General features: G+C 43.2%; 30 protein-coding genes. 7 read left to right on the top strand and 23 right to left on the bottom strand.

The window, feature by feature from the left end:
• Positions 1-224: 224 nt before the first annotated feature.
• Entirely contained in the window at positions 225-2939 is a 2715-nt protein-coding gene (acnA, locus tag SporoP32a_RS00905) for an aconitate hydratase AcnA (RefSeq protein ID WP_085426189.1), read from the bottom strand.
• 356 nt (positions 2940-3295) lie between these two features.
• Between acnA and SporoP32a_RS00900 the strand changes: the two genes are divergently transcribed.
• Complete coding sequence (locus SporoP32a_RS00900; RefSeq protein ID WP_085426188.1) at positions 3296-3844, top strand: cysteine hydrolase family protein; 549 nt, start codon at positions 3296-3298, stop codon at positions 3842-3844.
• 139 nt (positions 3845-3983) lie between these two features.
• Positions 3984-4238, top strand: a complete 255-nt coding sequence (locus SporoP32a_RS00895; RefSeq protein ID WP_085426187.1) for a GlsB/YeaQ/YmgE family stress response membrane protein — start codon at positions 3984-3986, stop codon at positions 4236-4238.
• Between the two features lie 339 nt (positions 4239-4577).
• Here SporoP32a_RS00895 and SporoP32a_RS00890 read toward each other — a convergent pair whose 3' ends face one another.
• From SporoP32a_RS00890 to SporoP32a_RS00870, 5 genes are all read right to left on the bottom strand, one after another.
• Positions 4578-5282: a lytic transglycosylase domain-containing protein gene (locus SporoP32a_RS00890; RefSeq protein WP_232319563.1), complete on the bottom strand. Its 705-nt coding sequence runs from the start codon at positions 5280-5282 to the stop codon at positions 4578-4580.
• Positions 5282-5872 carry an SCO family protein gene (locus tag SporoP32a_RS00885; protein ID WP_085426186.1) on the bottom strand — a complete coding sequence of 197 codons (591 nt, stop codon included), beginning with the start codon at positions 5870-5872 and terminating at the stop codon, positions 5282-5284. The genes SporoP32a_RS00890 and SporoP32a_RS00885 overlap by 1 nt, the downstream gene beginning before the upstream one ends.
• A gap of 119 nt (positions 5873-5991) precedes the next feature.
• On the bottom strand, positions 5992-6120 hold the full coding sequence (locus SporoP32a_RS00880; protein WP_085426185.1) for a YvrJ family protein: 129 nt from the start codon (positions 6118-6120) through the stop codon (positions 5992-5994).
• Between the two features lie 67 nt (positions 6121-6187).
• Positions 6188-6406: a DUF2922 domain-containing protein gene (locus tag SporoP32a_RS00875; protein ID WP_085426184.1), complete on the bottom strand. Its 219-nt coding sequence runs from the start codon at positions 6404-6406 to the stop codon at positions 6188-6190.
• Positions 6407-6429: 23 nt separating this feature from the next.
• Complete coding sequence (locus SporoP32a_RS00870) at positions 6430-6651, bottom strand: DUF1659 domain-containing protein (protein ID WP_085426183.1); 222 nt, start codon at positions 6649-6651, stop codon at positions 6430-6432.
• Between the two features lie 133 nt (positions 6652-6784).
• Here SporoP32a_RS00870 and SporoP32a_RS00865 point away from each other — a divergent pair, with 133 nt between their 5' ends.
• Positions 6785-7195 (top strand): DUF2621 domain-containing protein, encoded by a 411-nt coding sequence (locus tag SporoP32a_RS00865; protein WP_085133516.1) that lies wholly within the window; start codon positions 6785-6787, stop codon positions 7193-7195.
• Between the two features lie 501 nt (positions 7196-7696).
• Here SporoP32a_RS00865 and SporoP32a_RS00860 read toward each other — a convergent pair.
• From SporoP32a_RS00860 to SporoP32a_RS00825, 8 genes are all read right to left on the bottom strand, one after another.
• Positions 7697-8230 (bottom strand): CcdC family protein, encoded by a 534-nt coding sequence (locus SporoP32a_RS00860; protein WP_085426182.1) that lies wholly within the window; start codon positions 8228-8230, stop codon positions 7697-7699.
• Positions 8223-8552, bottom strand: coding sequence for a thioredoxin family protein (locus SporoP32a_RS00855; protein WP_085426181.1), 330 nt, complete (start codon positions 8550-8552; stop codon positions 8223-8225). The genes SporoP32a_RS00860 and SporoP32a_RS00855 overlap by 8 nt, the downstream gene beginning before the upstream one ends.
• Positions 8553-8583: 31 nt before the next feature.
• On the bottom strand, positions 8584-9294 hold the full coding sequence (locus SporoP32a_RS00850) for a cytochrome c biogenesis CcdA family protein (protein ID WP_085426180.1): 711 nt from the start codon (positions 9292-9294) through the stop codon (positions 8584-8586).
• A 130-nt stretch (positions 9295-9424) separates the two neighbouring features.
• On the bottom strand, positions 9425-11197 hold the full coding sequence (locus tag SporoP32a_RS00845; protein WP_085426179.1) for an ABC transporter ATP-binding protein: 1773 nt from the start codon (positions 11195-11197) through the stop codon (positions 9425-9427).
• Positions 11190-12950, bottom strand: coding sequence for an ABC transporter ATP-binding protein (locus SporoP32a_RS00840; RefSeq protein ID WP_085426178.1), 1761 nt, complete (start codon positions 12948-12950; stop codon positions 11190-11192). Before SporoP32a_RS00840 ends, SporoP32a_RS00845 begins: the two co-directional genes overlap by 8 nt.
• 172 nt (positions 12951-13122) lie before the next feature.
• Positions 13123-14373 carry a Y-family DNA polymerase gene (locus SporoP32a_RS00835; protein ID WP_085426177.1) on the bottom strand — a complete coding sequence of 417 codons (1251 nt, stop codon included), beginning with the start codon at positions 14371-14373 and terminating at the stop codon, positions 13123-13125.
• Positions 14374-14574: 201 nt separating this feature from the next.
• Entirely contained in the window at positions 14575-14988 is a 414-nt protein-coding gene (locus tag SporoP32a_RS00830) for a pyridoxamine 5'-phosphate oxidase family protein (protein WP_085426176.1), read from the bottom strand.
• Between the two features lie 79 nt (positions 14989-15067).
• Positions 15068-15820 (bottom strand): DUF2087 domain-containing protein, encoded by a 753-nt coding sequence (locus SporoP32a_RS00825; RefSeq protein ID WP_085426175.1) that lies wholly within the window; start codon positions 15818-15820, stop codon positions 15068-15070.
• A gap of 220 nt (positions 15821-16040) precedes the next feature.
• On the opposite strand from SporoP32a_RS00825, the gene SporoP32a_RS00820 reads away from it, so the two are divergent.
• Positions 16041-16820 (top strand): NRDE family protein, encoded by a 780-nt coding sequence (locus SporoP32a_RS00820; RefSeq protein ID WP_085426174.1) that lies wholly within the window; start codon positions 16041-16043, stop codon positions 16818-16820.
• Between the two features lie 52 nt (positions 16821-16872).
• On the opposite strand, the gene SporoP32a_RS00815 is transcribed toward SporoP32a_RS00820, so the two are convergent.
• The 5 genes from SporoP32a_RS00815 to SporoP32a_RS00795 form a co-directional block, all read right to left on the bottom strand.
• Positions 16873-17328 carry a helix-turn-helix transcriptional regulator gene (locus SporoP32a_RS00815; protein WP_085426173.1) on the bottom strand — a complete coding sequence of 152 codons (456 nt, stop codon included), beginning with the start codon at positions 17326-17328 and terminating at the stop codon, positions 16873-16875.
• Positions 17329-17520: 192 nt separating this feature from the next.
• The gene (locus SporoP32a_RS00810) at positions 17521-18975 is read right to left on the bottom strand and encodes a carbon starvation CstA family protein (RefSeq protein WP_085426172.1); all 1455 of its coding nucleotides are present in this window, start codon (positions 18973-18975) and stop codon (positions 17521-17523) included.
• A 137-nt stretch (positions 18976-19112) separates the two neighbouring features.
• Positions 19113-19838 carry a LytR/AlgR family response regulator transcription factor gene (locus tag SporoP32a_RS00805; RefSeq protein WP_085426171.1) on the bottom strand — a complete coding sequence of 242 codons (726 nt, stop codon included), beginning with the start codon at positions 19836-19838 and terminating at the stop codon, positions 19113-19115.
• Positions 19807-21567, bottom strand: a complete 1761-nt coding sequence (locus SporoP32a_RS00800; RefSeq protein WP_085426170.1) for a LytS/YhcK type 5TM receptor domain-containing protein — start codon at positions 21565-21567, stop codon at positions 19807-19809. The genes SporoP32a_RS00805 and SporoP32a_RS00800 overlap by 32 nt, the downstream gene beginning before the upstream one ends.
• Positions 21568-21594: 27 nt before the next feature.
• Positions 21595-22428, bottom strand: a complete 834-nt coding sequence (locus SporoP32a_RS00795) for a squalene/phytoene synthase family protein (protein ID WP_085426169.1) — start codon at positions 22426-22428, stop codon at positions 21595-21597.
• A gap of 287 nt (positions 22429-22715) precedes the next feature.
• Here SporoP32a_RS00795 and SporoP32a_RS00790 point away from each other — a divergent pair, with 287 nt between their 5' ends.
• Entirely contained in the window at positions 22716-23399 is a 684-nt protein-coding gene (locus SporoP32a_RS00790; protein ID WP_085426168.1) for an MOSC domain-containing protein, read from the top strand.
• 275 nt (positions 23400-23674) lie between these two features.
• On the opposite strand, the gene SporoP32a_RS00785 is transcribed toward SporoP32a_RS00790, so the two are convergent.
• Positions 23675-23905 (bottom strand): hypothetical protein, encoded by a 231-nt coding sequence (locus tag SporoP32a_RS00785; protein WP_085426167.1) that lies wholly within the window; start codon positions 23903-23905, stop codon positions 23675-23677.
• Between the two features lie 361 nt (positions 23906-24266).
• A complete protein-coding gene (locus SporoP32a_RS00780; protein ID WP_085426166.1) occupies positions 24267-24494 on the bottom strand; it encodes a helix-turn-helix domain-containing protein in 228 nt (75 codons plus the stop codon).
• Positions 24495-24937: 443 nt separating this feature from the next.
• Here SporoP32a_RS00780 and SporoP32a_RS00775 point away from each other — a divergent pair, with 443 nt between their 5' ends.
• Both SporoP32a_RS00775 and SporoP32a_RS00770 read left to right on the top strand, forming a co-directional pair.
• Entirely contained in the window at positions 24938-25363 is a 426-nt protein-coding gene (locus tag SporoP32a_RS00775) for an SRPBCC family protein (RefSeq protein ID WP_085426165.1), read from the top strand.
• 2 nt (positions 25364-25365) lie between these two features.
• Positions 25366-25689: an ArsR/SmtB family transcription factor gene (locus SporoP32a_RS00770; protein ID WP_085426164.1), complete on the top strand. Its 324-nt coding sequence runs from the start codon at positions 25366-25368 to the stop codon at positions 25687-25689.
• A gap of 73 nt (positions 25690-25762) precedes the next feature.
• On the opposite strand, the gene SporoP32a_RS00765 is transcribed toward SporoP32a_RS00770, so the two are convergent.
• Together SporoP32a_RS00765 and SporoP32a_RS00760 are read right to left on the bottom strand one after the other, a co-directional pair.
• The gene (locus SporoP32a_RS00765; RefSeq protein ID WP_085426163.1) at positions 25763-26212 is read right to left on the bottom strand and encodes an SgcJ/EcaC family oxidoreductase; all 450 of its coding nucleotides are present in this window, start codon (positions 26210-26212) and stop codon (positions 25763-25765) included.
• 80 nt (positions 26213-26292) lie between these two features.
• Entirely contained in the window at positions 26293-26499 is a 207-nt protein-coding gene (locus tag SporoP32a_RS00760; protein WP_085428941.1) for an ATPase, read from the bottom strand.
• Positions 26500-26570 lie beyond the last annotated feature (71 nt).

Genomic DNA, 26570 nt, shown 5'->3' with positions numbered 1-26570 from the left:
TGTGGTAGGCTATGAGCGGTTGCGGGGTCTCTATGATCGCTTGTCGTGTGTCTATGAGCGACTAGGGGTCTTGATAGAGCGATTAACGGTCGTCATAGAGCACTTACGCGTTTCTATGAGCACTCGACCGAATCTATGAGCGGCAACCGCGATTGCCCTCACTAAGCCGATGAAAACGCAAAAAAAGATGCCCGGCTAAGCCGGGCATCTTCATCTATTTCTTATTACTTTGCTGCTAATTTATTACGTAGAACCATTTGAAGGATTCCGCCGTGACGGTAGTAGTCCACTTCAACTTCAGAGTCGAAACGTGCTAGTACTTCAAATTCAGTTTCCTTGCCGTCTGGAGCTTTCGCTACTACTTTAAGGATTGAACGTGGTTTTACGCCTTCAGCGATATTAACACAGATTTCTTCTTCACCAGTTAAGCCTAGAGACTCAACGTTTTCACCATTGATGAACTGAAGTGGAAGTACACCCATCATCACTAGGTTAGAACGGTGAATACGTTCGAAGCTTTCTACGATAACTGTTTTGATACCAAGCAAGTTTGTACCTTTTGCTGCCCAGTCACGTGAAGAACCCATTCCGTAGTCTTTACCACCAAGGATAGCTAGACCCGTACCGTCTTCTTGATACTTCATAGCTGCATCATAGATCGGCATAACTTCTTTGTTTGGCCAGTACGTAGTGAATCCACCTTCAGTGCCAGCTGCGATTTGGTTACGAATACGAATGTTCGCAAACGTTCCGCGCATCATGACTTCGTGGTTACCACGACGTGAACCGTACGAGTTGAAGTTACGTGGCTCAACGCCATTTTCACGCAAGTAGATTCCAGCAGGTGTGTTCAAACCGATAGCGCCAGCAGGTGAAATGTGGTCAGTCGTGATAGAATCACCGAACTTACCGATTACACGCAAGCCTTTAAGCTGCTCGATGTCCGCAGGTTCTTTCGAAAGGTTTTCGAAGAACGGTGGGTTTTGAATATATGTTGAAGACTCATCGAAATCGTATAGAGAATCATCAGTTGTTTCAATTGCGTTCCATGCTTCGTTTTCAGTGAATACGCGAGCATATTCTTTACGGAACAATTCAGGTGTAACTGTAGCGTTCAATACATCGTTGACTTCTTGTGTAGTAGGCCAGATGTCCTTGAAGAATACGTCTTTACCGTCTTTATCCGTTCCGATTGGATCTTTTGCGAAGTCAATGTTCACTGTTCCAGCTAATGCGTATGCCACAACTAGTGGAGGTGAAGCCAAGTAGTTCGCTTTAACGAATGGGTGTACGCGTCCTTCAAAGTTACGGTTACCTGAAAGGACAGATGTAACTAGAAGATCTTCTTCACCAATTGTTTTTTCGATCTCTGGAAGCAATGGACCCGAGTTACCGATACATGTAGTACATCCGTAACCAACTGTGTTGAATCCGATTGTATCTAAGTACTCAGATAGACCTGATTCGTTCAAGTAGCCAGTAACAACTTTTGAACCTGGCGCCAATGAAGTTTTAACGTATGCAGGAGGTGTAAGTCCTTTTTCAACAGCCTTCTTCGCAACCAATCCAGCCGCTAACATTACGTAAGGGTTAGATGTGTTTGTACAAGAAGTGATAGCTGCGATCGCAACGTCACCCGTTTTAAGCTCAACTTTACGTCCGTCTTCGAACTTAATTGTGCCTTTTTTCTCAAGCTCTTTTGGTGTTAAGCCAAAGCCTTGTGTTCCTTCTGGAGCTACAACTGCGTCTTTGAAAGACTGTTGCATTTCAGTCAATGGAATCAAGTCTTGTGGACGTTTTGGACCTGAAAGGTTTGCAGCGATATCGCTAAGGTTGATTTCTACAACTTTAGTGAATGTCGGCTCTTCCTTTTCAGGAGTGAAGAACATATCGTTTTCGATCAAGTATTGCTTCACTACTGCAATGTGTTCTTCGTCGCGGCCTGTTAAGCGCATATAGTTAAGTGACTCTTCGTCAACCGGGAAGAATCCACAAGTAGCCCCATATTCAGGCGCCATGTTTGCGATTGTCGCACGGTCAGCAAGTGGCAATTTAGAAACGCCAGGGCCGAAGAACTCAACAAATTTACCTACAACACCTTGTGCACGAAGGATTTGAGTTACTTTAAGCGCTAAGTCAGTTGCAGTTGTTCCGTCTGGAAGATCTCCAACCAATTTTACACCGATAACTTCTGGAATTGGGAAGTATGAAGGTTGTCCAAGCATTCCTGCTTCAGCTTCGATACCACCAACGCCCCATCCAAGTACGCCGATACCGTTGATCATTGTTGTGTGGGAGTCCGTTCCAACTAATGTATCTGGGTATGTTTCGAATGATCCATCTTCGTTTTCAACAGCGTGAACAACGTTTGCAAGATATTCAAGGTTTACTTGGTGAACGATACCTGTAGCAGGTGGTACTGCACGGTAGTTATCATATGCTTTTTGTGCCCAGCTTAGGAACTGGTAACGCTCAGCATTACGTTCGAATTCAAGTTCCATGTTCATTTGTAGAGCTTGTGGCGTACCATAGCTATCTACTTGTACCGAGTGGTCAATTACTAGATCCACTGGAATTTCAGGGTTGATCTCGTTTGGATCTCCACCTAGTTCATTCATTGCAGAACGCAATGAAGCCAAGTCTACTACAACAGGAACTCCTGTGAAGTCTTGTAGAATTACGCGTGAAGGTTTGAATGGAACTTCAGCGTCTGCGTTTTGTACAGTGCCCCATTTAGCTAAATCTTCAACATGGTCGTCCTTGATTACGTATCCGTCGTGTTGACGAAGTACTGATTCTAGTAATACTCTTACAGAATAAGGAAGTTTAGATACTTTTGTTAGTCCTGCTTCTTCTAAAGCTTTCAAACGGTAGTAGTTATACGTCTTGTCGTTTACTGTGAAAGACTGACGGCTATTATGCAAGTTGCTTTTTGCCATTTTATTGTTTCCTCCCTTTATGTACTGAAAGATGAAAAGTTTACATCTTTCCTCTACTCCATCTTAGTATACCAAAGAACAATAGTAAAATACATATAATTTATCTGTACACATAAGAAAATCTTATGACTAATCAAAATATCCTTAAGAATTCTCAATTAGCTAATATGATTCTCAAATAGCCCTCTATTTTTCGATAAAAACAACATAAATTACATTTACTTCCTATATAAAATGTTAGAATAGTTTTTATTTATTTATAACTTTGTAGAAAATAATGACTGTTACGGTGTCTTTACATATGTTTAGACATCGAGCCGCCACTATGACAAAATGAAGAAAAGGAGTGGATTTGTATGAATAAAGCTTTGCTAGTAGTAGATTACACAGTCGATTTCGTTGCAGAAGATGGTGCACTCACTTGCGGTGATCCAGGCATCGCGCTTGAAGAGTATATTGTCGATGTCACAAAAGAGTATGTCGAAAAGAAGCTTCCGGTATTCGTCATCAATGACCTGCATGAAGTGGATGATCCTTATCATCCTGAAAGTGCACTATTCCCTCCTCATAATATCCGAGGTACGGAAGGCCGCCACTTGTATGGTAAATTACATGATCTGTATACGAAGCATTCAGACGATATCATCTGGATGGACAAAACACGTTACAGCGCATTTGCTGGAACGAACCTCGATATCCAATTGCGTTCACGCGGAATAACCGAAATTCATCTCATGGGTGTCTGCACGGATATTTGTATTCTACATACCGCTGTCGATGCGTACAACCTCGGTTACACGATAGTTGTTCATGAAGGAGGCGTCGCAAGTTTTAATCCAGCAGGTCACGAATGGGCGCTTTCGCACTTCCAAAACACACTAGGCGCAACGGTTATCGCCAAGTAAACTGATCATGAGTTCAGCAGGTAATTTCACCTGTCTGAACTTTTTTTATCGAAAAATGTTTGATGTATGAAAAAGTCGGTAATACAAAGACTAAGCGAGAGCTACATAACGTCACATACTAAAAAAGGAGATGAGCAACATGAGCTTTTTATGGTTCTTAATTATCGGAGGTATCATTGGTTGGTTAGCTGGACTTATTGTAGGTAGAGATATTCCCGGCGGTATTATTGGTAACATCATTGCAGGTATTGTAGGTGCATGGATTGGTGGTGCACTATTAGGAGAATGGGGTCCACAGATCTCTAGTTTCTATTTCTTACCCGCTTTAATCGGTGCGATTGTACTTGTATTCATCGTAAGCTTGATTATGAAGAGTATGCGCAAAGCATCATAATTTACACATCAAACGTGGAGTCACCTTTTGGGTGGGCTTCACGTTTTTTTGTTTTAGCAGAGGGATTGGGAGATGTGAAGGTGACGTTGATCGACTTTGCGTCGTGGATGAATCGCTTGGATCGTTATAACGCTCTAGGCGATCATAGATTCACTTGAGCGCTCTTAGAATCCCATAACCGCTCTATGTCACGCGATTTTCGCTCTATCCTCCCCGCTAACCGCTCTATCTGGCTACGCGAGTGCTCTATCAGCTTCTTTAACCGCTCATAGACCCACTCATTCCATCAACAAACTAAAAAACGCAGAGCCACCGAAGTTCGGTTGTTGGCTCTGCGTTTTATTTTTTCGCTTGTTTTTCTGATGCTTGGCGTTGCTCCTCAAACTCATGGTAGTACCATAAGACATCTTCTACATACTGATCACTGCGGTTATAGTTGAACACTGCTTTTTCTATATTGCCGTCAGCCGCCCCGCTATCCGACAGATAATGCGCTGCGCTGAAGATGGCGTCTTCTATGTCGAATGGATCGGCTATTCCGTCACCGTTCGCATCGACGCCATAGCCACCGTACTCCTTGATTACTGCTGGATCGATCTTGTCCCGTTCAGGTATATCTCCCTTGCCTAACTCCTTACAGCCGGGATAGTCCCAGCCGACGAAGGTGCATGGCATGAACTGCATCGGCCCTTCTGCCCCAACCGGTGAGACGTCGGTTTTCATCGTGGAAAACCTGGTCTCTATACGGTGATGCGCCGCAAGCAACGTCCAAGGAATGCTGTATTTTTCAGCCGCCGCGATATAGATTGGAATAAATTCCTGTGGGACAGCTTCTCCCGTTTTGCGGTCTTGAATATGAAATAATGCCGTAGCCGTTTCTGCAATCGTGTCGTGTTTTCCGAAATTCACCCAAAGAATGGCAGAAATCGTAAAGAGTGTGACAGCAACAGGAACTAATAAAACCAAAAAAGCGACCATAACGCGTCCCGATCGACTAAGCCTCTTCTTCTTTAATTTCTTCATTGCCTCACCCCTTCCGTTCATCACTTGCCTTCTTTGATGAGTGCTTTAATGTCTTTTACGATTGTATCATATTGTACGTCTTCGTTCCCACCATATAATTTTACCACTTCATTGTTTTGATTGACCAATCCAAATGAAACGCCATGGAGTACTTGATCATCGTTCGGAATTTGCTTTACTAATTGCTTAAACGATGAAGCTGCAAATTTTTCAATCGTTTTCATATCGTATCCTGTCAGCATTTGCCATTTACTTTCATCTGGCGCGCTGAACAGGTCGAGATACTTTCCGAGTTCTTCCGGTGTATCTACGTCTGGATCTACACTGAATGACACAATGTTGTAATCCTCGATCTTATTGTCAATTAATTTTTCCTGTAACGTGACCATATTGCTCATCATAGGTGGGCAAACAGTTGTACACTTCGTGAAGACGAATTGTGCCAGCCATACGGAGCCTTCCAAATCTTTATCGGTTACTGTTTCATTGTTCTGATTGGTAAACTCAAACGAATCCACCTTGTATTTATGATCTGGTTTAAATCCGCCACCACAGGCACTCAACATCAGCACAAAGATCAATGTAACCGGTATTAAAAACTTTTTATACATATTCGATTCCCCCACCTTTAACTAATGACTTTATCATAACGAAAGTTCACAAGTCATACAAGGTGAAGGTGTCTTCCATTTTGGCTAAACCATGGCAGATTCATGAAGTTCCTATGAAGTTATCGGTTTTTGATATCTGAGAGAACGCCATGGATCGCTTCCAGTTTGACTTCCAATCGATGTAGCAGATAGAACGATACGAAAATCGGGAATCCGACATCTTGTATAAGCTGTAACCAGTTCTCCATTGTCCACTCCTCCTTTCATTCAATAAAAAAGCCGGCTTCCAGTACGAGACTGAAAACCGGCAGCGTGTTATCGATTCACGAGCATTTCTGTATCGCGCGCTATGATACGCGCACTTTTGATTTTGGCGAGCGGGGATTCTTCAATGACGAAGATGTTGTTTGCGATCACTTGTTGCATAACGGCTTCCACTTGTGCCTCCGTAATACCCGTGTACGGTTCGTCTACCGTTAACTTTACCGGTTTATTCGCCGCGGTTAAGAATGTCAATTCCAATACTTTTGCCATGTGCGTTCTCCTCCTTTACGGTTTTATTTATGAAGATCTTCTGTTACAACTTTCTCAAGCTGAATTAATGGATAGCTAGATAATGATGCAAGTTGTGTCAAAGCGGTGTACATATTCGCCGGTGTTGCGTCGTCGTTGATGAATTTGTACGTTTTAATCTTGCGAATGAAGTGACCTCTCTCGTTTACGCCTGCGTTAAAGTGAACCTTTGCCGTAGCCTGGCTGAATTCTAGTCCTGCTGCCATGTCTATCACCTCCTTTCATCCGCTATATAGAGACAAATGACGAAAAGGATACGTTAGTAGTGAAATATTTCTCAATTGCTTTTATAATGGAAGATAGAATGGAAGAGGTGAAAAAACCGTGCCAGACCTATTTATGTGGTTTATTATATTTTGGGGTATTGTGATGATCGGCTTATTCGCTATCGGCGGATTCTTCATGTTCCGGAAGTTCCTGAAAGTATTGCCGAAAGAAGACGGAAAATCGACGTTGGATTGGGAAGAGCATTATGTCAACGAGTCGTTGCATTTATGGAATGATGAAGCGAAGAGTATGCTCAACGAACTGGTTACGCCTGTGCCGGAGTTGTTCCGTGATGTGGCGAAGCAGAAGATCGGTGCCAAGATCGGCGAGATTGCGTTAGAAGACCGTGCCAAAACTATTGAATTTGATCATATTATCAAGGGCTATATTCTGGCTACACCGAAGCGCGACCATAATTTCTTGCGCAAGAAGCTCAAGCAGATGGAAATTGATATTCAGCCTTATGAGCACTTATTTACGTGACTATGCAAAAACAGGACGTCCCTATTGATGGGGCGTCCTGTTTTTTGGTTTTGAGTAATTAAGTTCAAGTTCATAAGTTCAGTGAGTTAGGGGGCTACGTCATGGGAAAGCGTCCGCCAGCTTCCGCTTCCATCCTACGTTGATAGTGTGAGTACTTAGATCACTCACTAGAGCCTATGCGTGAATTATTGTTGTATCTTGACTTGTTCTAGTTCTAGTTCTAGTTCTATTTCTAGTTCTAGTTCTAGTTCAAAATAGATTATAAGTCTAACTTTAATGCACAACAAAAAGTATGTTCCACTTACTTTGCAAGGGATTGGCGCGTAGGAGGGGCGACTCCCAGAGGATCAGCTCGACAGGCGAGACAACTAAGAGAGCGCAGCGAACAGTTGGCTCACCGCGAGCCCTCTAGGAAAGCGTCCCCTCCGAAGCACAAATCCCCTCCCCAAAACTACCGCCAGCCTCTCCCCCTTCATTTCCATTGCACAAAAAAAGAAGCCGTCACAAAGACGACTTCTTCATTACCATATTCTTCTCAAGCATCTTATACTTCACCAGCATCCCGATCCGCCATGGCAGAATCATCGAGAACGCTAGGATGAAGAACATGCCGCCGAGCTCGCCGACGTCGATCGAGTTACTCAGCACAATTTTACCTACCATGCGAATCACCAGCAAGCTAAGCAGAATAATCAAAAACGCCTTCGACTTCTTCAAATAAATTCCGTCATGCTTGAGCTCTAACTTCGTCGTATAAATCAAGAACGTGGAAAATATCACGCCAACCAAACTCGCTTCGACTACTTGCGTCCACGGCACCTGGAACTCGTCGAACAAGAACATGAACATTCCCGTCGACATGAACAGTGGCGGTAAAATAATCTTCTTCGCCTGAATCGGCCTATTCGACGCCTTCGCCCGCATCGTGTAGACGAATGTCGTCATCACGAGAAAGACGACCGTTGAACCGATAATCAAATAGATTGAAGGAATAGTGGTAAAAACATAATCTATCATTTCTTGTATCTTATTCATCTACGTTCCCCCACTGCACTAGCTCATCGAGGCGTCTTTTCAACTCATTCATTGGCACGATTCGTGCGAAACGCGTCAATTCTTTCTGTTCGTTAAATAATAAGACGACCGGCGCAGTAAAGAGTGACAACTGTCCCGCCATTTCTGGAACTTCCGCTGCGTTAACACGATAAAAATCGAAAGGATAGTCGCTTTCGAGTTCCGCCACCTGCGGGTAAAGTCCTTCACAAACGGAACAATTATTGGTCTTCACGAACAATAGAAACTGTGGCGTCTCTTTCCATATATGTTGCCACTCTTCAAAAGAAGTAATTTCTTTCATACTACACCTCTTTTCTGCTTACCAGACTAAATTAAAATCCTTGGAAATCCCCAAATATCGGGCTTAACAAACTTGTGAAATAGACCATTCCGTTGAAGAACAGAATAATACCGAAAATGATCATCAAGTAACCACCGACTTTGGTAATGGTCATACTGTGTTTGCGAATCCAGCCAATTCTTGTGATGAAGAAAGACAAGAAGAAGAAAGGAATAGCAAAGCCGAGTACATACAACATCATATACAACATACTAGATCCTGGATTAGTTGCTGCTAGGTAGATGATAGCGCCGATGATCGGCCCCATACATGGCTGCCATCCAGCTGAAAACGCTAGACCGATCAGCGCGGTACCGAGATAACCCGCAGGACGATTCTTAAATTGCAATTTTTTCTCTTTCATAAGGAATTCCGGTTTGAATAATCCAATCGTCATCAATCCAAAGATAATGATGAAAATCGCACCCAGCTGACGTATCAAATCTTGATATTGTAAGAAAATCGATCCGATAAATGATGTACTGAATCCTAAGATAATAAATACAATCGAGAATCCGAGTAAAAAGAATAGCGTATGCAGCATACCTGCACGGCTCATTCCCTTTTTCTTATCCCCGAGGTCATCCAGTGACATGCCGGTGATATACGATATAAAGGCCGGGTATAGTGGTAATACGCATGGAGAAATAAAACTCAGGAAACCTGCTCCAAACGCAAAGAAAATATTAACATCCGTCCCCAACAAAATTCCTCCTTTAACAGTAGGACAAGTAGAATGTCGGCAATCGCCAACATTCCCACTCTATCGTACCAAACAAAAGGCTAGATTACGCTTCATTAGATTGTGAAATCTTTTTGACAATCGTGCGTGCTTAATCTTGCGTACCATTCTGCAATTCGTACATTGTGTAATACAATCCCTTTTGCGCAAGTAACTCTGCGTGTGTTCCCCGCTCGACAATTTCGCCGTGGTGGAGTACAAGAATTAATTCTGCATCGGCGATTGTACTTAGACGGTGAGCAATCGCAATCGTCGTACGTCCTTCGCGCATTTTCTCTAGACTCTTTTGGATCGCGACTTCTGTTTCCGTGTCGATGTTCGCTGTCGCTTCATCCAGCACGAGCACTTTCGGATTCATCGCAATCGTCCGCGCAAACGCGATCAATTGACGCTGACCACTTGATAATGTCGAGCCGCGTTCTGTCACTTTTTGTTCATAACCGTTCGGCAACTCTCCAATGAAGTGATCGGCTTGGACGAACTCTGCAGCTTCTCGCACGTCTTCATCTGTCAACTCTTCGTTATGCAGGCGGATGTTGCTTGCGATATCACCATAAAACATAAATGGATCTTGCAGGACGAGTCCTACTTTCTTCCGCAGTTCTTCTATTGGATAGTCCTTTAGCGATACTCCATCAATGAAGATGTCGCCGCGCTCGTATTCATAGAAACGCATGAATAGATTGATAATCGAACTCTTTCCACTTCCTGTATGACCGACAAGTGCGACCGTTTCGCCTGCATTCGCGGTAAAGGAAATGTCTTTTAGTACATCATTTTTGCCGTCGTAACTGAACGTTACATTACGGAATTCGATCGTACCTTCTTGAATCTCTTGTGTAGATGCTGCTTTTTGTTTCGGTTCAATTTCCGGATTATCGATCAACGCGAATACTCGTGACGCAGATACAATCGCTTGTTGGAACATCGACAAACGTTGCATCACTTGATTGATCGGCTGGAATAGACGTCTTAGCAACGTAGTAAACGCATAGATAATCCCGACGTCGACGACCGATGTAAGCGATGCCGTTCCGAAATAACTCAGTACTGCCACGATAGATAAGGCATACATCAAGTCGATAAACGGCCCAAGCATCAAGCTATCGAAACGAATATTTCGCAGTCCGACGCGGTAATGTCCTTCATTGACTTCAATGAACTCGTCAGACAAGCGTTTCTCCTGGCGAAAGGCTTGAATCATGCCCATACCGGATAAGGACTCGGAGATTTTCGCATTCAACTGACTGAGCCGTTCTCGGATATCTTGATAGAAGTCTGCACTGTAATAGCGGTAGACCGATACGAGAATGAGGAATAGCGGCAACAGGATCAGCGTATAGAGCGCGAGTTTTCCGTCTAGCGTAAAGAGCGCAATGTAGACGCCAACAATTCCGAAGATCGCCTGCATGAACGTAACCGCCACACTGACGAACATTTCCTTGATTGATTCGGTATCATTCGTTACACGTGAAACGATTCCGCCAGCTGGTGTCTGATCGAAGTACCGCAGTCCAAGCTTCTGAACTTTCGAGAACGCATCGATACGGATTTGCTGGATGATCGCGAGTGCGAGCTCTTGGAATCGCAGTGTTTGGAAATACGACCCGACAATATTGACGAGTTGTAGTCCGATGTAGATCAGTGCAATAATCCATACTTCTTTCGCTGGGAAGTTTAGAGGTACGACATAGTCATCGAGGAATCGTTGGATCACTAAAGGTCCAAGAATCGTCGATGTTACCGTCAACAGCAATAATAGAGTCGCGATCAGTGCACTTTTCTTCATCGGCAAGACGTATTTCGCTAGCCTCATGAATGTTTTGAACTGATCCCTGGCGGACATCTTCTGTTTGTTATTCATCTGCGCCGCCTCCTTGCTCTACGATCGACTCTAGCTGTTGCAGATCGTACATTTCTTTATATATTCCGTTTTGTGCGATTAAACTTTCATGGTCGCCAATTTCAACGACTTCACCTTCATCAAGAACAATAATCTGATGAGCGTGCTGGATCGCACTTAAGCGGTGCGACGTAATGATAGTCGTCTTACCCGTTCTTTCTTCTTTCAATGAACGAAGAATCGCTTCTTCTGTCCGAGCATCGACGGCGGATAATGAATCATCCAGCAATAAAAGCTCCGGATCCATAAGCAACGCACGTGCAATCGACACACGCTGACGCTGTCCACCGGATAATGACACGCCACGTTCTCCAACCATCGTCTCGTAGCCTTTTTCAAATGTCAGAATGTCCTCGTGAATATGCGCGGATTTCGCAGCCGCCACAATTTTCTCTGGATCAATCTTCGGGTTCGTAAAGGCAATATTTTCACCGAGTGTCGTCGAGAACAAGAAATGGTCTTGTGGCACATAACCGATTGCTTGGCGTAAACATTCTTTCTTATACCGCGTGATCGGAATGCCACCATACGTAATCGTTCCTGTATACCCTTCGAATTCTCGCATTAATAACTTGAGAATTGCGGTTTTCCCTGAGCCGGTCTTTCCGATAATGCCCAGTGTTTCCCCTTGCTTGATCGTAAAGTGTAAATTGCGCAACGATGCCCGCTTATCATCTGGGAACGAGAACGTATCGAGAGCGAAGGCGATATCTCCGTGCGGTAATTGACTCACCGCATTCGGACGATCTTGAATGCCTTGCTCAACCGAAAGCAAATCTTGAATTCGGCTGTACGACGCATTTCCTCGTTCAACGATATTGAACAAGAAACCAATCGCCAACATCGGCCATGTCAGAAGTCCTAAATAGGAAGTGAACGCAACCAAATCACCGATTGACAATTCACCCGACATAATAAAACGTGTCCCGAAATAAAAGGATAGGACATATGAGATCGCGAAAATTCCGGCAATCGTCGGATCAAACAGCGCATCGACTTTCGCCACACGCATATTTTCCTTGACAACTTGTTCCGAACGTCTCGTGAACGATTCAACATCTTCCTTTTGTTGACCGAACGTCTTTAGCACTTTGATACCTGAAATACTCTCTTGTGCTTTGTCGTTCAAATCGGAAAATGCTTCCTGCGCTACGCGGAATCGACTACGTAATAATCGTCCATAATAACTCGTCAGGATGATCATCACGGGAATCGGCACGAGGGCGATCAACGTTAATTTCCAACTAATTGAAAAGCCCATCATGAGGATGACGAATCCACCTGTCGAAATCGAATCAAAAAGTGTCAGAATTCCTGTACCTGCCGTTTGCTGCACTGCGTTGATGTCATTCGTTGCGTGTGCCATCAAATCCCCTACGCGTCGTCGCTGATAAAATGAAGGCGACATGCGTGTGAAGTGTATAAACAGCCGTTCTCTCATGACGCGCGCGAGGTACACAGATGATCCGAAAATCATCACACGCCATACATAACGCAAGACATACATCAAGACGCCTGCCACAATCAGAATAATCATCCAGCGTGTCAGCATGGCTCCGGTCAGTTCATCTTTCGCCACCGCATCGACAATATAACCGATGATTTTCGGGGGTGCCAATTGCAGTAACGCGACAATCATTAGCGCGGTGATCCCTATGCTGTACTGTTTTTTTCTCTCGGAAAAAAACCAGCGTAAATCCAGTAATACTTTCACTGGCTTTCCTCCTTTGATCTGCATTGCATCGATTGCAGTATTTTTATTGGTGCTTGCTATTTGATTTTAGCAAAGTTCGTATCATATCGAAAGTTACGGAACTTGAATGTTTCAGTTTCTGAAGTATATTATCCGTACTCCACTAGATCCCTTAGTCCATTTGCTAGTTTCTTCACTTATAATGACCGCCAATTAATTGATTTCTCCTATAGGCTGTACCGCCTGGCGTAACGGAAACCGCGCGAAGAATGGCAGCTGATCCGTACTTCACACGAATTTCATCCATCACTTGACCGATTTTTTGCTGTTTCCAGTTCGAAGGTTCGAATAAACTCAGCTGGAAACTGTCGTTTTCTTCAAGATTCGACAAGTTAACGGAAATATGGCGGACGGGTCTGCCATCATGGAACGTTTCAAACAGTTCTTGGCACACGCGATAAATCGCCAGCGTTTCATTCGTCGCTTCCGGCAGCGTTTTTCGTCGCTGGAAGCCGCCACCTAACGCGTGCTTCGAATAGCCAAACGACAACGTGATCGTACGTCCTTTCTTTTTTGCAAGGCGTGCGCGCATCGCGGTATCTTCACACATCTCAAGCAAAACGGCTAATACTTCGTCCGTCGTCGTATAATCGCGCAACAACGTCTGGCCTTTGCCGTAACTCACTTGCCCCTCGATCAAGACGGAACCAAGTTCGGAATAATCGATGCCATGCGCGTGATAATATAATTGATTGCCCATCACACCGAACTTCTTCTCCAAGTTTTCGAGTGGCGTATGTGCGAGATCACCGACCGAATAAACACCCATGTCTTCAAGCGTTCGCTCCACTCTTCTGCCGATCCCCCACATTTTATGAAGCGGGGCGACCGGCCACAACTTCTCCGGCACGTCTTCATACGTCCAGTGCGCGATCCCTGTTTTCTTCGCTTCCAAATCCAGCGCAAGTTTCGACAGCAACATATTCGGCCCGACGCCGCAAGCTGAACGCAACTCGAATTGCCGATACAACTCGTCTTGGATCCGGAAAATCAAATTCTCGAGAGGCCCCCAAAGCTTTTCGGTGCCCGTAAAGTCCACAAAACTTTCATCGATACTATACACATGAATCGCTTCTTTTGGCACATAGCGATTCAATAATCTCGTCAACTCCATCGAGACATCTATATAAAACTGCATTTTCGGTTCAATCAAACGAATGCTCGGATCGTCCGGAATCTCATACAAACGCATGCCAGTCGTAATGCCGAACTCCTTTTTCAGTGGCGGCGAGGCAGCTAACACGACTCCGCCTTTGCGCTCGATATTACCGACGATCGCAATCGGCACCTTCATGACGTCGAGCCCTTCCATTGCCGCAGCACAACTCGCGTAGAAGCTACGCATGTCAAGACAGGCTATTTTTTTATTCGGTAACGGCTTCATATGACGTTCACTCCTCAAAGGAACAAGTGTTCTTATATAGAGTATACCCGCATTTGACCTCTTCAAGCAATGGAAATCTGCGGGTTTTGCACATATTTTTGGCTAACTTGCCAGCTACATAAAAATATCCCGAAAGTGGGAGTATAACCTCTCACTTTCGGGATATAGTATTCAACTATACTTTTATAGCCTACTCATTATTTACAGGGAAATATCTTCTGGCGGTTGGCCTTTTTTGTTCATCAAACGGATCGCTTCCGGTTCGATTTTCAAAATAACCAAATTCGGATCTTCTGGTCCATCAAACCATGCTTTCATATGATCGTTCCAGATTTTTTCCTTCAATGATTCATCATCGGAAATCGTTACATGACCAGAATATTCCACGTACGCATCACCGAATCCTTCACCGTCATATCCAAGTAGAATGTGCGTGTGGGGATTATCCTCCAGCTCATCCACCTTTTCCGTTTTCTTATTAGTAGGTGTATACAATGTCAATCCATCACTCATGAATGTCATGTAGCGGCTATACGGCTTGTTGTTGTCCACCGTTGCCATTGTGCCCGTCATACTTTCGTTCAAAATTTTAATCACTGTGTCTTTTGCAGTCATTTACTTCCGCTCCTTTCGCGATTACTCCTAGTCTTCCCACCTGCATAATTTCTAAACCTGATAACATTCAAACGGAAGCTTACTTTAGCCAATATTGATTGCCGTTACGCGTCTGACCGAAATAGCCATATTCGGTTAAATAATTACGCAATGTAATGAAATCTTCATGTATTGTTGACAGCAGATCATTCACTTCATGCTTACTGTACGAAATATCTCCGTCAAAGCGTTTACTGATTTCCTGGACAATAATACGTCGCTGTTTTTCTGTCGCTGGCATCTCTTTTAACTGACCATCCATTCCATCAGGGAAAAACGTTCGCAGTATCGCTTGCTGTTCTTCCTCCGCAACCGAATGATCATCATGAAATAACTGCGATGCTTTATGTGGCGGAATGAAAGCCGGAACGTATTGTTCTCGCTCTCTCAATAACTCCATCATCGCAAGAAACACTTTCGCCTGACGTTCTTTTTCTTTCAACGCAAACCGATGATGCCGAACCGTCGTCGCACTGCCGATCTCCAATTCTTCCTGGATATCCTTATCGCTTTTCCCTTGATAGAATAAACGCAATAGATCCCCTTGATGATCCGTAATCCCCGACCATTTCTTATCGAGCTCAAGCAAATACGCAAACACCGACTGATGGGAATGTTCGATATGTACATGCATAAATCGCTCCGCTTCATACAACGCATTCTCGTACGGATAAATCACGCCTTTTTCCATTTGCTTGCCGCATAACAAACAATCATACGAAGTGTTGCTCTCTATATAACCCTGCTTTAATTCATCTAATGAAGCCTCCCAGAACGTTTCTATGATTTCCATGTAGTACGCACTCCTATCATGTTTTTAGTTATCACAAACAAATCCGATGATTGTTTGTTCGTTAACTCTTATGATACCTCTTACAATTCGTAACTTCAATAGTGTTCCAAACAATCAACAGCTTTGTTTGCTATCGTGTTTATCATACTGTCTGTACAGTCGCCAAACAAAACTGCCCATGATACACTAATTTCATACATAACTAAACGAGGTGAGTGACATGTGTTTACTGGCATTCCAATTACAAAGCCACCCGAAGTATAAATTGGTTCTGATGGCGAACCGAGACGAAGCGTATCGTCGTCCAACAGCACCAGCAGACTTTTGGAGCGATTACCCGAACGTCTTGGCAGGACGTGATTTAGAACAAATGGGTACGTGGCTTGGCGTCAATACAGAAGGAAAAGTCGCCGCATTAACGAACTACCGAGACTTCACGCGACCGGAAACAGGCAAGCGTTCGCGCGGTCATATCGTCTCTTCCTATTTACAATCGGATTTGTCCGCGCAATCGTTCATGGAGCAACTGCATACGAATCGAGACGATTACGCAGGCTGCAACGTGCTCGCTGGATCTGCTGAAGAGATGTTCTATTACTCGAATATCGAACAATCGATCCAACATATCACGCACGGCACACACGGACTGAGCAACGCATTGCTCGATACACCATGGCCGAAAGTAGATAAAACGAAAGCGTTGCTTGCGGAGTATTTGGAACAGACTACGACAATCGATCCTGACGTGTTATTCGCTATGATGCAACGAGCGGAACGTTTCCCGACTGAACAACTGCCTGATACAGGCGTCGGAGAAGATCTCGAAAGCTTGTTGTCTTCTATATTCATTGCGTCGAAAGATTACGGTACACGATGTACGACAGTGCTATCGATCGACTGCGACGATCATGTGGAATTCGAAGAACGCATATATGAAAAAGGTCTATTTACAACTGCACAGAAATTCTCATTCCACATCGAAAAACCGACATACTCGTAAAAGAGTACAGTCGGTTTTCTTCTGTTTTTCATGAATTATTTTCATATAACAACTACGTCATATCCATATATTTCTTGAATTCAGCCAACGCTTTTTCTCGGTCTCCCGTACCAAATAACCGCTTATTGTCCGCTGCGATAATGCGGTAATGTCCACCTGCTGTATGCTGTTGTAAATTATATTGCTGCCACTGACCCACTTCTGTCCACCAATTAATCGATGCACTCGCTGCAGTTTCCCGTGAATGAATCTCTTCATGCACAGCCATTTCAGCTAGCTCAATCGGATCTTCACCCATGACTGAGCGCAGCAGAGCACTCTCGCGAAATAACGCACAAACGACTACCGCTGTAGACCAGCCAATCTCCTGGCGACCTTTCTCCAACTGTACAAGCGTCTTCTTAGAAATCCCCATAATCTCCGCCATCTGATCTTGCGTGTAGTCCATTTCCGTTCGAATTAATTTCAAGCGAGGCGACACCAAGTCTATGACTGTCTGTTTATTCAACGTCGAATTCCTCCTTTATACGTATAGTGTATATTTACACTATTAGTATCATTAGTTATTTTAATTGTATAAAAGACTCTTATTGTGTAAAAACAACGTCCTTTAATTAGTAGTGTATCATAACGGAGCCTCTTTATATATCTCCATAAAAAAACCCGCTAAGCCGAAGCTCAACAGGTTGTATTCATTCGTTTAAACAGTTCGTGTGATTTCCCAGCCTGTAATATCTTCTTCCAGCGGAATCTGAGCAGCACGGGCTTTCACTGCGGCATTGAAGAATAGGGCGACGAGGAAGATCGAGATGACAGTTGCACCTATAAGGGCTACGTTCATCGGTAATCCAAATCCAATGGCTGCGTTTAGTATATACGTCATCGTGGCCATCAGCATGAACGTTCCGGGTATGAGTGCGACCCAGTAGTTCTTGCCGGCAATGAAGAGATACATAGCACCTACGAATAACGCGATAACTGCCGTGGACTGGTTCGCCCAGGAGAAGTAGCGCCATAGAATATTAAAGTCTATACGTGTCAGTGCAATAGAGATAGCGAACATCGGAAGTGCGATCCATAGACGGCTCAAGATTTTCGCTTGTGGATATTTAATGTAGTCTGCGATAATCATTCGCGCGCTACGGAAAGCCGTGTCACCCGATGTGATAGGTAGAATGATGACTCCGAGGATAGCGAGTGTACCACCAACCGCACCTAACATGACAGTGGATACTTCACTAACAATCACTGCGGGTCCGCCAGCTGCAAGTAATTCACTTAATGTAATACCGTTGAACAACGCCATACCAGCCGCTGCCCAGATCATTGCGATAATAGCTTCTGCAATCATCATACCGTAGAAAATTTTTCGTCCTTCGCTTTCTTTCTTTGTCGTCCGAGAAATGATCGGAGACTGCGTCGCATGGAAGCCAGATAATGCGCCGCATGAAATCGTTAAGAATAATAACGGGAAGATCGGAATATTATCCGGATGCAAGTTCGCAAATGTTAATTCCGGAATTGGAACGCCTTTGATGACCATCATGCCACCGATTCCGACTGCACTGATTACAAGTAGTGCGCCGAAGATAGGATAGAAGCGACCGATGATTTTATCGATCGGTAATAATGTAGCCAAAATATAATAAAGGAAAATAAGTGCAACGATAATACCCATTGCCATCCAACCGTTCATCAAGTTGTACAGCAGTCCTGCTGGTGCCGAAACGAATACCGTACCGACCAAGACGAGTAATAATAACGCAAATGCATTGACGATATGCTTCATAAATTTCCCGAGAAATTTTCCTGCCAGTTCAGGCAAGTGTGCTCCGCGGTTTCGGATCGAAATCATACCTGTTAGATAATCATGTACAGCGCCTGCAAAAATCGCGCCGACAACGATCCAGATAAATGCAACCGGGCCGTATAACGCACCCATGATCGGTCCGAAAATCGGTCCAACTCCTGCAATATTTAGTAACTGGATCAATGAGTTCTTGCTTGTGCTCATCGGCACATAGTCGACTCCGTCTGCGCTTGTATACGCTGGTGTCGCACGGTCTTCCTTAACGCCGAACATTTTGACGATGTACTTACCATACGTAAAGTATCCGACTATTAATAATACGATAGAAAATAAAAATGTAATCATAGCTTCTTTCCCTCCCTTATAGTGATAACGCTTACAATAACTATAATAGAAAGGTGTCCAATTCATGACAAAATCTCGTAACATGTCAAAATCGCGAAGTAAGATGCACTCCAGGAGATTAACAGGTTACGAGATGATTATCCTTCTAGACGTTGACGTAATTCTTTGACATAATTGCGACTGACAGACAGCTTTTCTGCTCGCTGATCGATCTCCAGCTGATACGCTCCGTTGAACCAAGGCGTCAAACTGCTGACGTGCGCCAAGTTGACAATAATACTTTTATGTATACGAAAGAACGACGCAGGAATCAACCGTTGCTCCAAATCCTTTAATGTCATGCGCGTCTCGTAATCTTTCGCCACCGTAACAATTTTCGTCCATTTATCATCACGATGTACATACAGAATATCTTGCACCGGAATATAGTGGATCTCGCCTTCCGTTTCAACAGGCAGCCGATCAATTCGTTTTGGTAGCGTAGCAATCGGCGGGTGAAGCAATTCTTCCACACGTTCAATCGTCTGGCGCAACTGATCTTCATCATACGGTTTTAATAAATAGTCCGTCGCATGAATTCGAAACGCTTCCGCTGCGAACTGCGGATAAGCAGTAGCGAAGACGATCAACGGTACTTTTTTCAGTGCGCCAAGCGTCTTTGCTACTTCCATGCCATCGACTTTCGGCATTTCAATGTCGAGAAATACTATGTCTGGTTGCAGTTGCATCACCTTGACGATCGCCGCCTCACCCGAATCCGCTTCCCCGACAATGTGAACCGACTGAAATTGTCCCAATAAATAAATCAACTCTTCACGCGCGTACCGTTCATCATCTACGACCAATGCCCGGATTTCCGTCATGATCCTCCACCTCCACCTTCGGAATCTGGAAGGAAATCTTCGTTCCTTCATTCGGCGTACTCTGTATAGCCAGCGCTGAACGCTCATCAAACGACATAATGAGGCGCCGATTGACATTATACAGACCGAGACCTGTCCCTTTTTCAGACGTGACCTTCTCCTCGCCAAGCCGTGACAGTCGCTCACTGTCGATTCCTTTTCCATTGTCTTCTACTATAATATGAATCGCGTCATCGATTTCATGAATAGAAATATGGACAATCGCATGTTCATCAAGATCTTTAATACCATGCGTCATCGCGTTTTCCACAATCGGTTGCAACGTCAGTGGTGGAATCTTCACCTGCATAACGTGCGGATCGGTATCGATACAAATTTTCAATTTATCAATGAAACGCGCTTCTTCAATCATCAAATACGCTTCAACATGCGCTAATTCCTGTTGTAACGTCACCATCTTCGCAGTCGTACCTTCAAGATTCTGACGCAAGAAGAATGACAATGACGATAGTAATTTACGCGCCTCATCGGGATTTGTCCGGATCAATGAAATGATAATATTTAACGAATTAAATAAGAAATGCGGACTGATCTGTGCTTGCAGTGCTTGGATTTCCGCTTCTTTCGCAAGTTGATAGGCGTGATCCGCTTCAGCGATTTCGAGTTGATTGCTGAGTAATTCAGCGAGTCCTGCGATTAATTCGATCGTCACATCCGTAATTGCTTTACGCGAAGGATAGAATAATTTCAATGTCCCAACCGTCTCACCACGTGTCTTAAGTGGCGCAATGACAACCGCACCAAACGTGGGTACGTCGGGGGATTCATTCAGGATAGAATCGGTCACGATGAGCTTGCCTTCTTGGATTACTTGCCGTGTAATGTCTGTCTGAATCGGTCCGTGCGCAATACTTCCTTTTGTTCCAATGAATGCGAGAATCTCTGTTTTATTCGTCATCGCGACAGCACCGGGCTTGAGCTCATCCATCAGAATGCCGCAGACGGCCGTAGCTGTGTCTTTTCGCATGCCTGTCCGTAAATAGCCAAGCGTCTGATCTGCAATACGCAATGTTTTCTGCGCTTGCAATGCAGTCACTTTCTCTTGATCACTTATCACGCTGTACGCAATGAGCATGAACAGCGCCGTTCCAAGACCATTTGCGAGAATCATTGGTAAACCGATCGCCTGCACTAATGTGAGCGCTTTCTCGAGCGGTTGAGCAATCAGGAGAATGAGTAACATTTGCAACGCTTCCGCTGCTGCACCGATTCCGAATGCCATGAGTGGACTGATGTGCTTGTTCTTTTTATAGAAGCATCCTGCAACTATCCCGGAAATAATCGTCGCCACACCACATGAAATTGCAGTAAAGCCGCCTAGTGACATTCGGTGGATCCCGGCAATTAAACCGGCACCGATACCAAGTCGATAACCGCCAAGCAATCCCGCCACGACGACGCCGATGACACGGGAGTTCGCAATTGCTTCATCAGAATGCAATTGCCATGACATATTCTCGAAATGAAGCGTTTGCATATCAAGCGCCACGCCAAAATAAGTCCCAAAAATCCCAAATAACCCAAAAAACAGAATGGCCGTCAGCTCTTGCCGACGATCCAAACCATCTTGGTGAATCATATTCTGGAAAAATCGGAAACGAGTCAAAAGGAAAGCGACTGCCACAATCATTCCGACTCGTTCGATCATGATGATCAGTAAATCTAGCATCGCTTTCCCCCTTTCCCTACTACACGCTTACTTTTGTATCGCTTTATTGACGACCGAAACTACTTCCAGACGCGTCATCTTCTCGCGTCCTTCTTTCAGTGCATCTAGCGTACTATGCGCCAGAGCCAAAGGAATATTACAGAAGTTCAAAATCGTTTTCGTATGAATGTCTTCAATATACGCATCCGCTAGCGCCAAATTTTCTTCAGCGTACGCAAACATCTCCGGCAACTTCCAGTCATTCGGGAAGAAATTGACGTCACGTACTGCGTCTTCTTTGTAGTTACGCAGAATATTGACCGACTGCAATCCACGGCCAAAGCCGATTGCCAAGTCGCGATCCGTCTCCGTGCCGTCATACCAGCGCCAAATATCGGCTAGCATTACGCCAACGAGTCCCGCCACGTAGTACGTATAATCATCGAGGTCTTCACGTGTATGAATAACCCAGTCTTTCCCAGCCCATTCCGCCATACCGCGACCCATGATCGCAGTCGATTCCAAAACTTTATTACGTGCTGTTGCTGGGCAGAACTCCACCCAATCAGCTAAGCGCAATGTCACTTCCGGCAATTGCTCGCGGTATGGTGCGAATAACGTATCAAGTGCAGCGGCCATTGATTCTCCTGTCGCGATCGTGTGGTCGAGTATGTCGCTTACTTTGTTCAGCAAGTCGATCACGATCGTCACGTCGAGCTGTTCATGATCTTCGATTTCGTCGATTGCGCGCATGCACAAGTATGCAGACGCTACCGCTTCACGAACGTTCGGTTCAAGAAGTTTGATTGGTATGTAGAATGTACGGCTTGTCTCTTTAAGGACTTTCATAGCTTCTTTTTGTAGTTTAGCTTCGGTTTTCATGTAAGGTTCCCTCCATCAATCTTTGCACAGGTAGTGAATATATAGAATGGATTTATTATAGCATTGATTGGGTTGGGGGTGCGACTTGGAAGGTAGATGAGGAGGAAATGTTGGATTGTTATGGGACGGATACGATGGGGATTAATGAATGGAGATTGGGTTAGCACCGTTTCGCTGCGATTCACTTTTCAACTTAATAAAGCTATATATTCAGCTAGAGAGACGTTTACTAAAAATATTGGATGATGATACACTTACACTAAATAGATACATAGGAGGTAGATTCTATGGAAACAATTAAGGTTCTTTCATTGAATGTAGGGAAACCTAAAGAGACGGACTTTCGGAAGAAGAGTGTTTCGACTGGCTTTTTCAAGGAGCAAGTACATGAGGCAGTGTTTTTATCTTCTGTTAATTTTATAGGAGATGGCCAAGGGGATCTTGTTCATCATGGGGGTGTGCATAAAGCGGTTTGTGTGTATCCGTTTGCGCATTATAGCTACTGGGAACGCGCGCTGGATCGGCCGCTTTCGTATGGTGCGTTCGGCGAGAATTTGACGATTTCGGGTATCACGGAGCAAGACGTTTGTATCGGGGACTCGTTTCAGCTTGGTGAAGCAATTGTGCAAGTGAGTCAGCCGCGCCAGCCGTGTTTTAAGTTAGGGCTTGTGTATGAACGAAAAGACATGCCGCTACTTGTGCAGGATACAGGCTATACGGGATTTTATTTCCGGGTGCTGCAAGAAGGAATGGTTTCTCCCGAAGATAAATTAGTTCCGTTAACACGCCAGGCGCAGGCTATTACGGTGGCAGAAGCGAATCGTCTGATGCATCATGATAAACAGGACTTAGTAGGTGTTCGTCGGTTGCTAGAAGTTGAAGAATTGTCTCCGAGCTGGCGCAAGACGTTTGAAAAGCGTATGGTGGGTCAGGAAGTTGATAGTAGTGAGCGGATTTCTGGGAAAGAATAGAGTTTGTGGATGTTATTCTTTTGTGGCGTTGTTTTTGCGAAGAACCAACGCTCTTTTTATGGTGCCAATGATGTTCGTTCGAAGTATTCTATAAAACTAATAAAAGGCATTCCTTCACTCGGCTCTAAGCGAAGGAATGCCTTTTATTTAGATGCATATTCTCTAGTAGAAACATTGACGTCACGAGTCAGTAAATTCACCAACTTTGATCGGTTTGAAAGTCTATGAAATAAGTAGATTCCGAATCATACTATTCAATTCTACTAACAAATTATTCAAAGTGAATAGTAAATATCGTCTTCACTTTCATAGCGGACAGGTATAGAATATCCTTGATCTGATTTGAATTGAAGTGCCTGTTTATCTAAGCGACCTGTTAGCACAGAAAATGAATGGTGATGCTGTTGTTCAGGCAGAAGAGAATAATGGATAATGTCATGAATTAGAGAAGACATATCTTCAAATGAAGTAAAAATATAATACTCATTCACCATATAAGCTGGCATATCGCCCATCTCCTTTGTAGTTGCTAAGAGGCTTTGTGGACTGGAGAAGAATCTGCTACTAATTTTTCAGCAAATATACAATTACTCACCATTTATGCATGGCCAGCAACAGATTATTCCGAATAGAAAAACTACTTAATAGTAAGTATACGATAATTTTAGATAAAACACTATTGACAATTGTTAATATTTGCAAAGATGATTCTATCGATTATTTTTGTAAAGTAAGTCGCTTTTAAAAAGAGTATGTGAAAACCTTTTTTCATAAACTACTTTAATCGATCCTAGGAGAGGATTCATGCCATCGTGTTTCAGATTTACATCGTTCGGAGATGTTTTATTTTTTAAGGAAGGAAATCACTTAATCCACTGTTTCATTGGTTGCATAACCTGCTAATTTCAATAACATATTTGCATCGGTTTTTAGTTCTTCTGATAATGTATAAACCGCTTCACGTGTAGGTTTATACCTACCTTTTTCTAGAGAATCAACGAATGAATAGCTAAGATTGGAGCGTTCTGCTAAGTATCGTAAAGACATCTGTCCTTGTGTACGCAATTCCTGTAGGTAATTTCCGAATTCGTTCAAATTTATCCCCGCCTTATCTATTTTATATATAAGTAAAGTACAAATACTGGTTATACAATATAAAAAATTAGGTAAAAAGACTAATTTTAATATTTTTCAAAACGCCCAAATATTTAATTGTTAAATAATGTAATTAAATTACTGTAAAACAACTATACTAGAATATGAAATCTGATTATATTAACCTATATAATGAATATACTTCTTTTCTATGAAGATTACTATGCTCCATATCCCTAATTTTCTACTTTTCCTAGTACATATTTGTGTCTAGTAAGTAAAAAAAGTAAAATAACAGCTCATTTCATTTTAAAATTGTTGACTTATTATTTATTTCCAAACAAAACTTATGTTAATTAGATAAAAATTGTTTACCTAACACTATTAGGTAGTACAATAAAACATGACACCTTAAAGTGTTAAATGAATCGGAGGTATGAATGATGAATTCACAGGAGAAATTAGAAGATATCTGTAAAACCATTGTGCTTAATGCGCCACTTGAAAAAGTATGGGAAGCTGTTTCTACATCAGAAGGGATTGCAGCGTGGTGGATGCTAAATTCACTTAAACCCATTATAGGACATGAATTTGTACTTCATACAGGGCAATTCGGTGACTCTATTTGTACAGTAACAGAACTTCAACCCCCTACTCGTTTGGGCTTTGATTGGGGTAAAGATTGGCATGTTTTAATTGAATTTAAAAAATTGAATGAAGAGCAAACGGAGCTTACATTAATACATTCTGGCTGGGATGCCAATAAAGTAACCGAATTTGAACAACCTCATACAGTCGTTCGTGGATTTATTGAAAGCGGTTGGGAACGTATTGTAAAAGAGAGACTTCCTGATCTAGTAAAGGCTTAAATGTGGAGAAACCATCTACGCAAGACATTTTTCAAGCAATTTCCGATCCCACTCGTCGTAGTCTGTTAAAACTGCTTGCTGAAAAAGAATTATCCATAACCGATATTGTGGAATTCTATCCTATAAGCCGCACAGCAGTAAATAAGCATCTTCACATTCTATTTGATGCGGGCCTCGTCCACCGTCAAAAGGTTGGACGTGAAACACGTTATATGCTTAATTCTGAACCATTGATTGAACTAAAGGACTGGCTTCGTTTCTTTGAACAATATTGGGATAAAAACCTACTCGCACTCAAAGAATATGTAGAGAAACATAATGATTAGTCATCAGTGGAACCGAGAGTAGGAAACACAAATCTCTCGGTTCCTTTTACATGATTCGGTTACGACTTTGTCATTATTTCATTACTTGTCTTAACTCATCTGTCATTTGCTCAACTAATTCTGGTCTTCCATGAAATTGTGCAGGTGTATTTTGGAAGAGCTCAACTTTCCAATTGCCGTCTTTGTTAACGGTAACTAGAGTTTGAAGGGCATTTACTGTGGGCTCAATATCTGTTTTACCTGGTGGAATCATCCCTGCAATAGCTTGTACGATTGCGGTATCCGTTCCGATTACACGAACGTCTTTCTCTTTCGTTACAAAAGGTGCTGTGGGATGTTTTTCAAAGATTGATGTAAGGTGCGATAAAATTTCCTGTCGTCCAACCATTTTACTTCCATCAAAACCAATTTGAATTCCTTGTTCTGTAAATAGTTCAGCCATTCCTTTTGCATCACGGTTGTTCCATGCGTCTATTAATCTTCGATACAGACTAGTGATTTCATCTACGTTAGAAATATTCATGCACTGGTCCCCTTTTATTACGAATTATAGTATTTCCCTTACTTCGTCTCCTGTACAACGGTTAGCCACTACATGCTTTACTAGTTGGCATGTGATTTCGATTTGATAATAGTTTCACTAATAAACCCCATTACCATGCCAACACCGATCGGTAGTAGTGAAATTTCAGTATGCGAAAGTGAGAAATTAAATAGTAGAACATCTATATTCGCTATAAAACCTATTACATATAGTACTACCATCGTTCCAAATGAAACTAGTAATGGAATCCAAAAGGACTTATTCACAACTTCACCTCCCAATCTTTTTCGTGGGATGTCAGTGATGTTTTTATTATGATAACTAATATTCAGATCTA

It is taken from the genome of Sporosarcina ureae (assembly GCF_002109325.1).
GTDB classification, from domain to species: domain Bacteria; phylum Bacillota; class Bacilli; order Bacillales_A; family Planococcaceae; genus Sporosarcina; species Sporosarcina ureae_C.
The sequence above is the reverse complement of the archived record's forward strand: the minus strand, read 5'-3'. Positions and strand labels throughout refer to the sequence as shown.

Bases quoted from the DNA above. Each gene is read 5' to 3' on its own strand.
- acnA (WP_085426189.1), bottom strand. From the start codon at position 2,939: ATGGCAAAAAGCAACTTGCATAATAGCCGTCAGTCTTTCACAGTAAAC.
- SporoP32a_RS00790 (WP_085426168.1), top strand. From the start codon at position 22,716: ATGGAAACAATTAAGGTTCTTTCATTGAATGTAGGGAAACCTAAAGAG.
- SporoP32a_RS00885 (WP_085426186.1), bottom strand. From the start codon at position 5,872: ATGTATAAAAAGTTTTTAATACCGGTTACATTGATCTTTGTGCTGATG.
- SporoP32a_RS00805 (WP_085426171.1), bottom strand. From the start codon at position 19,838: ATGACGGAAATCCGGGCATTGGTCGTAGATGATGAACGGTACGCGCGT.
- SporoP32a_RS00810 (WP_085426172.1), bottom strand. From the start codon at position 18,975: ATGATTACATTTTTATTTTCTATCGTATTATTAATAGTCGGATACTTT.
- SporoP32a_RS00795 (WP_085426169.1), bottom strand. From the start codon at position 22,428: ATGAAAACCGAAGCTAAACTACAAAAAGAAGCTATGAAAGTCCTTAAA.
- SporoP32a_RS00895 (WP_085426187.1), top strand. From the start codon at position 3,984: ATGAGCTTTTTATGGTTCTTAATTATCGGAGGTATCATTGGTTGGTTA.
- SporoP32a_RS00890 (WP_232319563.1), bottom strand. From the start codon at position 5,282: ATGAACGGAAGGGGTGAGGCAATGAAGAAATTAAAGAAGAAGAGGCTT.
- SporoP32a_RS00775 (WP_085426165.1), top strand. From the start codon at position 24,938: ATGAATTCACAGGAGAAATTAGAAGATATCTGTAAAACCATTGTGCTT.
- SporoP32a_RS00845 (WP_085426179.1), bottom strand. From the start codon at position 11,197: ATGAATAACAAACAGAAGATGTCCGCCAGGGATCAGTTCAAAACATTC.
- SporoP32a_RS00860 (WP_085426182.1), bottom strand. From the start codon at position 8,230: ATGAATAAGATACAAGAAATGATAGATTATGTTTTTACCACTATTCCT.
- SporoP32a_RS00855 (WP_085426181.1), bottom strand. From the start codon at position 8,552: ATGAAAGAAATTACTTCTTTTGAAGAGTGGCAACATATATGGAAAGAG.
- SporoP32a_RS00765 (WP_085426163.1), bottom strand. From the start codon at position 26,212: ATGAATATTTCTAACGTAGATGAAATCACTAGTCTGTATCGAAGATTA.
- SporoP32a_RS00800 (WP_085426170.1), bottom strand. From the start codon at position 21,567: ATGCTAGATTTACTGATCATCATGATCGAACGAGTCGGAATGATTGTG.
- SporoP32a_RS00900 (WP_085426188.1), top strand. From the start codon at position 3,296: ATGAATAAAGCTTTGCTAGTAGTAGATTACACAGTCGATTTCGTTGCA.
- SporoP32a_RS00870 (WP_085426183.1), bottom strand. From the start codon at position 6,651: ATGGCAGCAGGACTAGAATTCAGCCAGGCTACGGCAAAGGTTCACTTT.
- SporoP32a_RS00880 (WP_085426185.1), bottom strand. From the start codon at position 6,120: ATGGAGAACTGGTTACAGCTTATACAAGATGTCGGATTCCCGATTTTC.
- SporoP32a_RS00835 (WP_085426177.1), bottom strand. From the start codon at position 14,373: ATGAAGCCGTTACCGAATAAAAAAATAGCCTGTCTTGACATGCGTAGC.
- SporoP32a_RS00820 (WP_085426174.1), top strand. From the start codon at position 16,041: ATGTGTTTACTGGCATTCCAATTACAAAGCCACCCGAAGTATAAATTG.
- SporoP32a_RS00875 (WP_085426184.1), bottom strand. From the start codon at position 6,406: ATGGCAAAAGTATTGGAATTGACATTCTTAACCGCGGCGAATAAACCG.
- SporoP32a_RS00825 (WP_085426175.1), bottom strand. From the start codon at position 15,820: ATGGAAATCATAGAAACGTTCTGGGAGGCTTCATTAGATGAATTAAAG.
- SporoP32a_RS00785 (WP_085426167.1), bottom strand. From the start codon at position 23,905: ATGCCAGCTTATATGGTGAATGAGTATTATATTTTTACTTCATTTGAA.
- SporoP32a_RS00865 (WP_085133516.1), top strand. From the start codon at position 6,785: ATGTGGTTTATTATATTTTGGGGTATTGTGATGATCGGCTTATTCGCT.
- SporoP32a_RS00830 (WP_085426176.1), bottom strand. From the start codon at position 14,988: ATGACTGCAAAAGACACAGTGATTAAAATTTTGAACGAAAGTATGACG.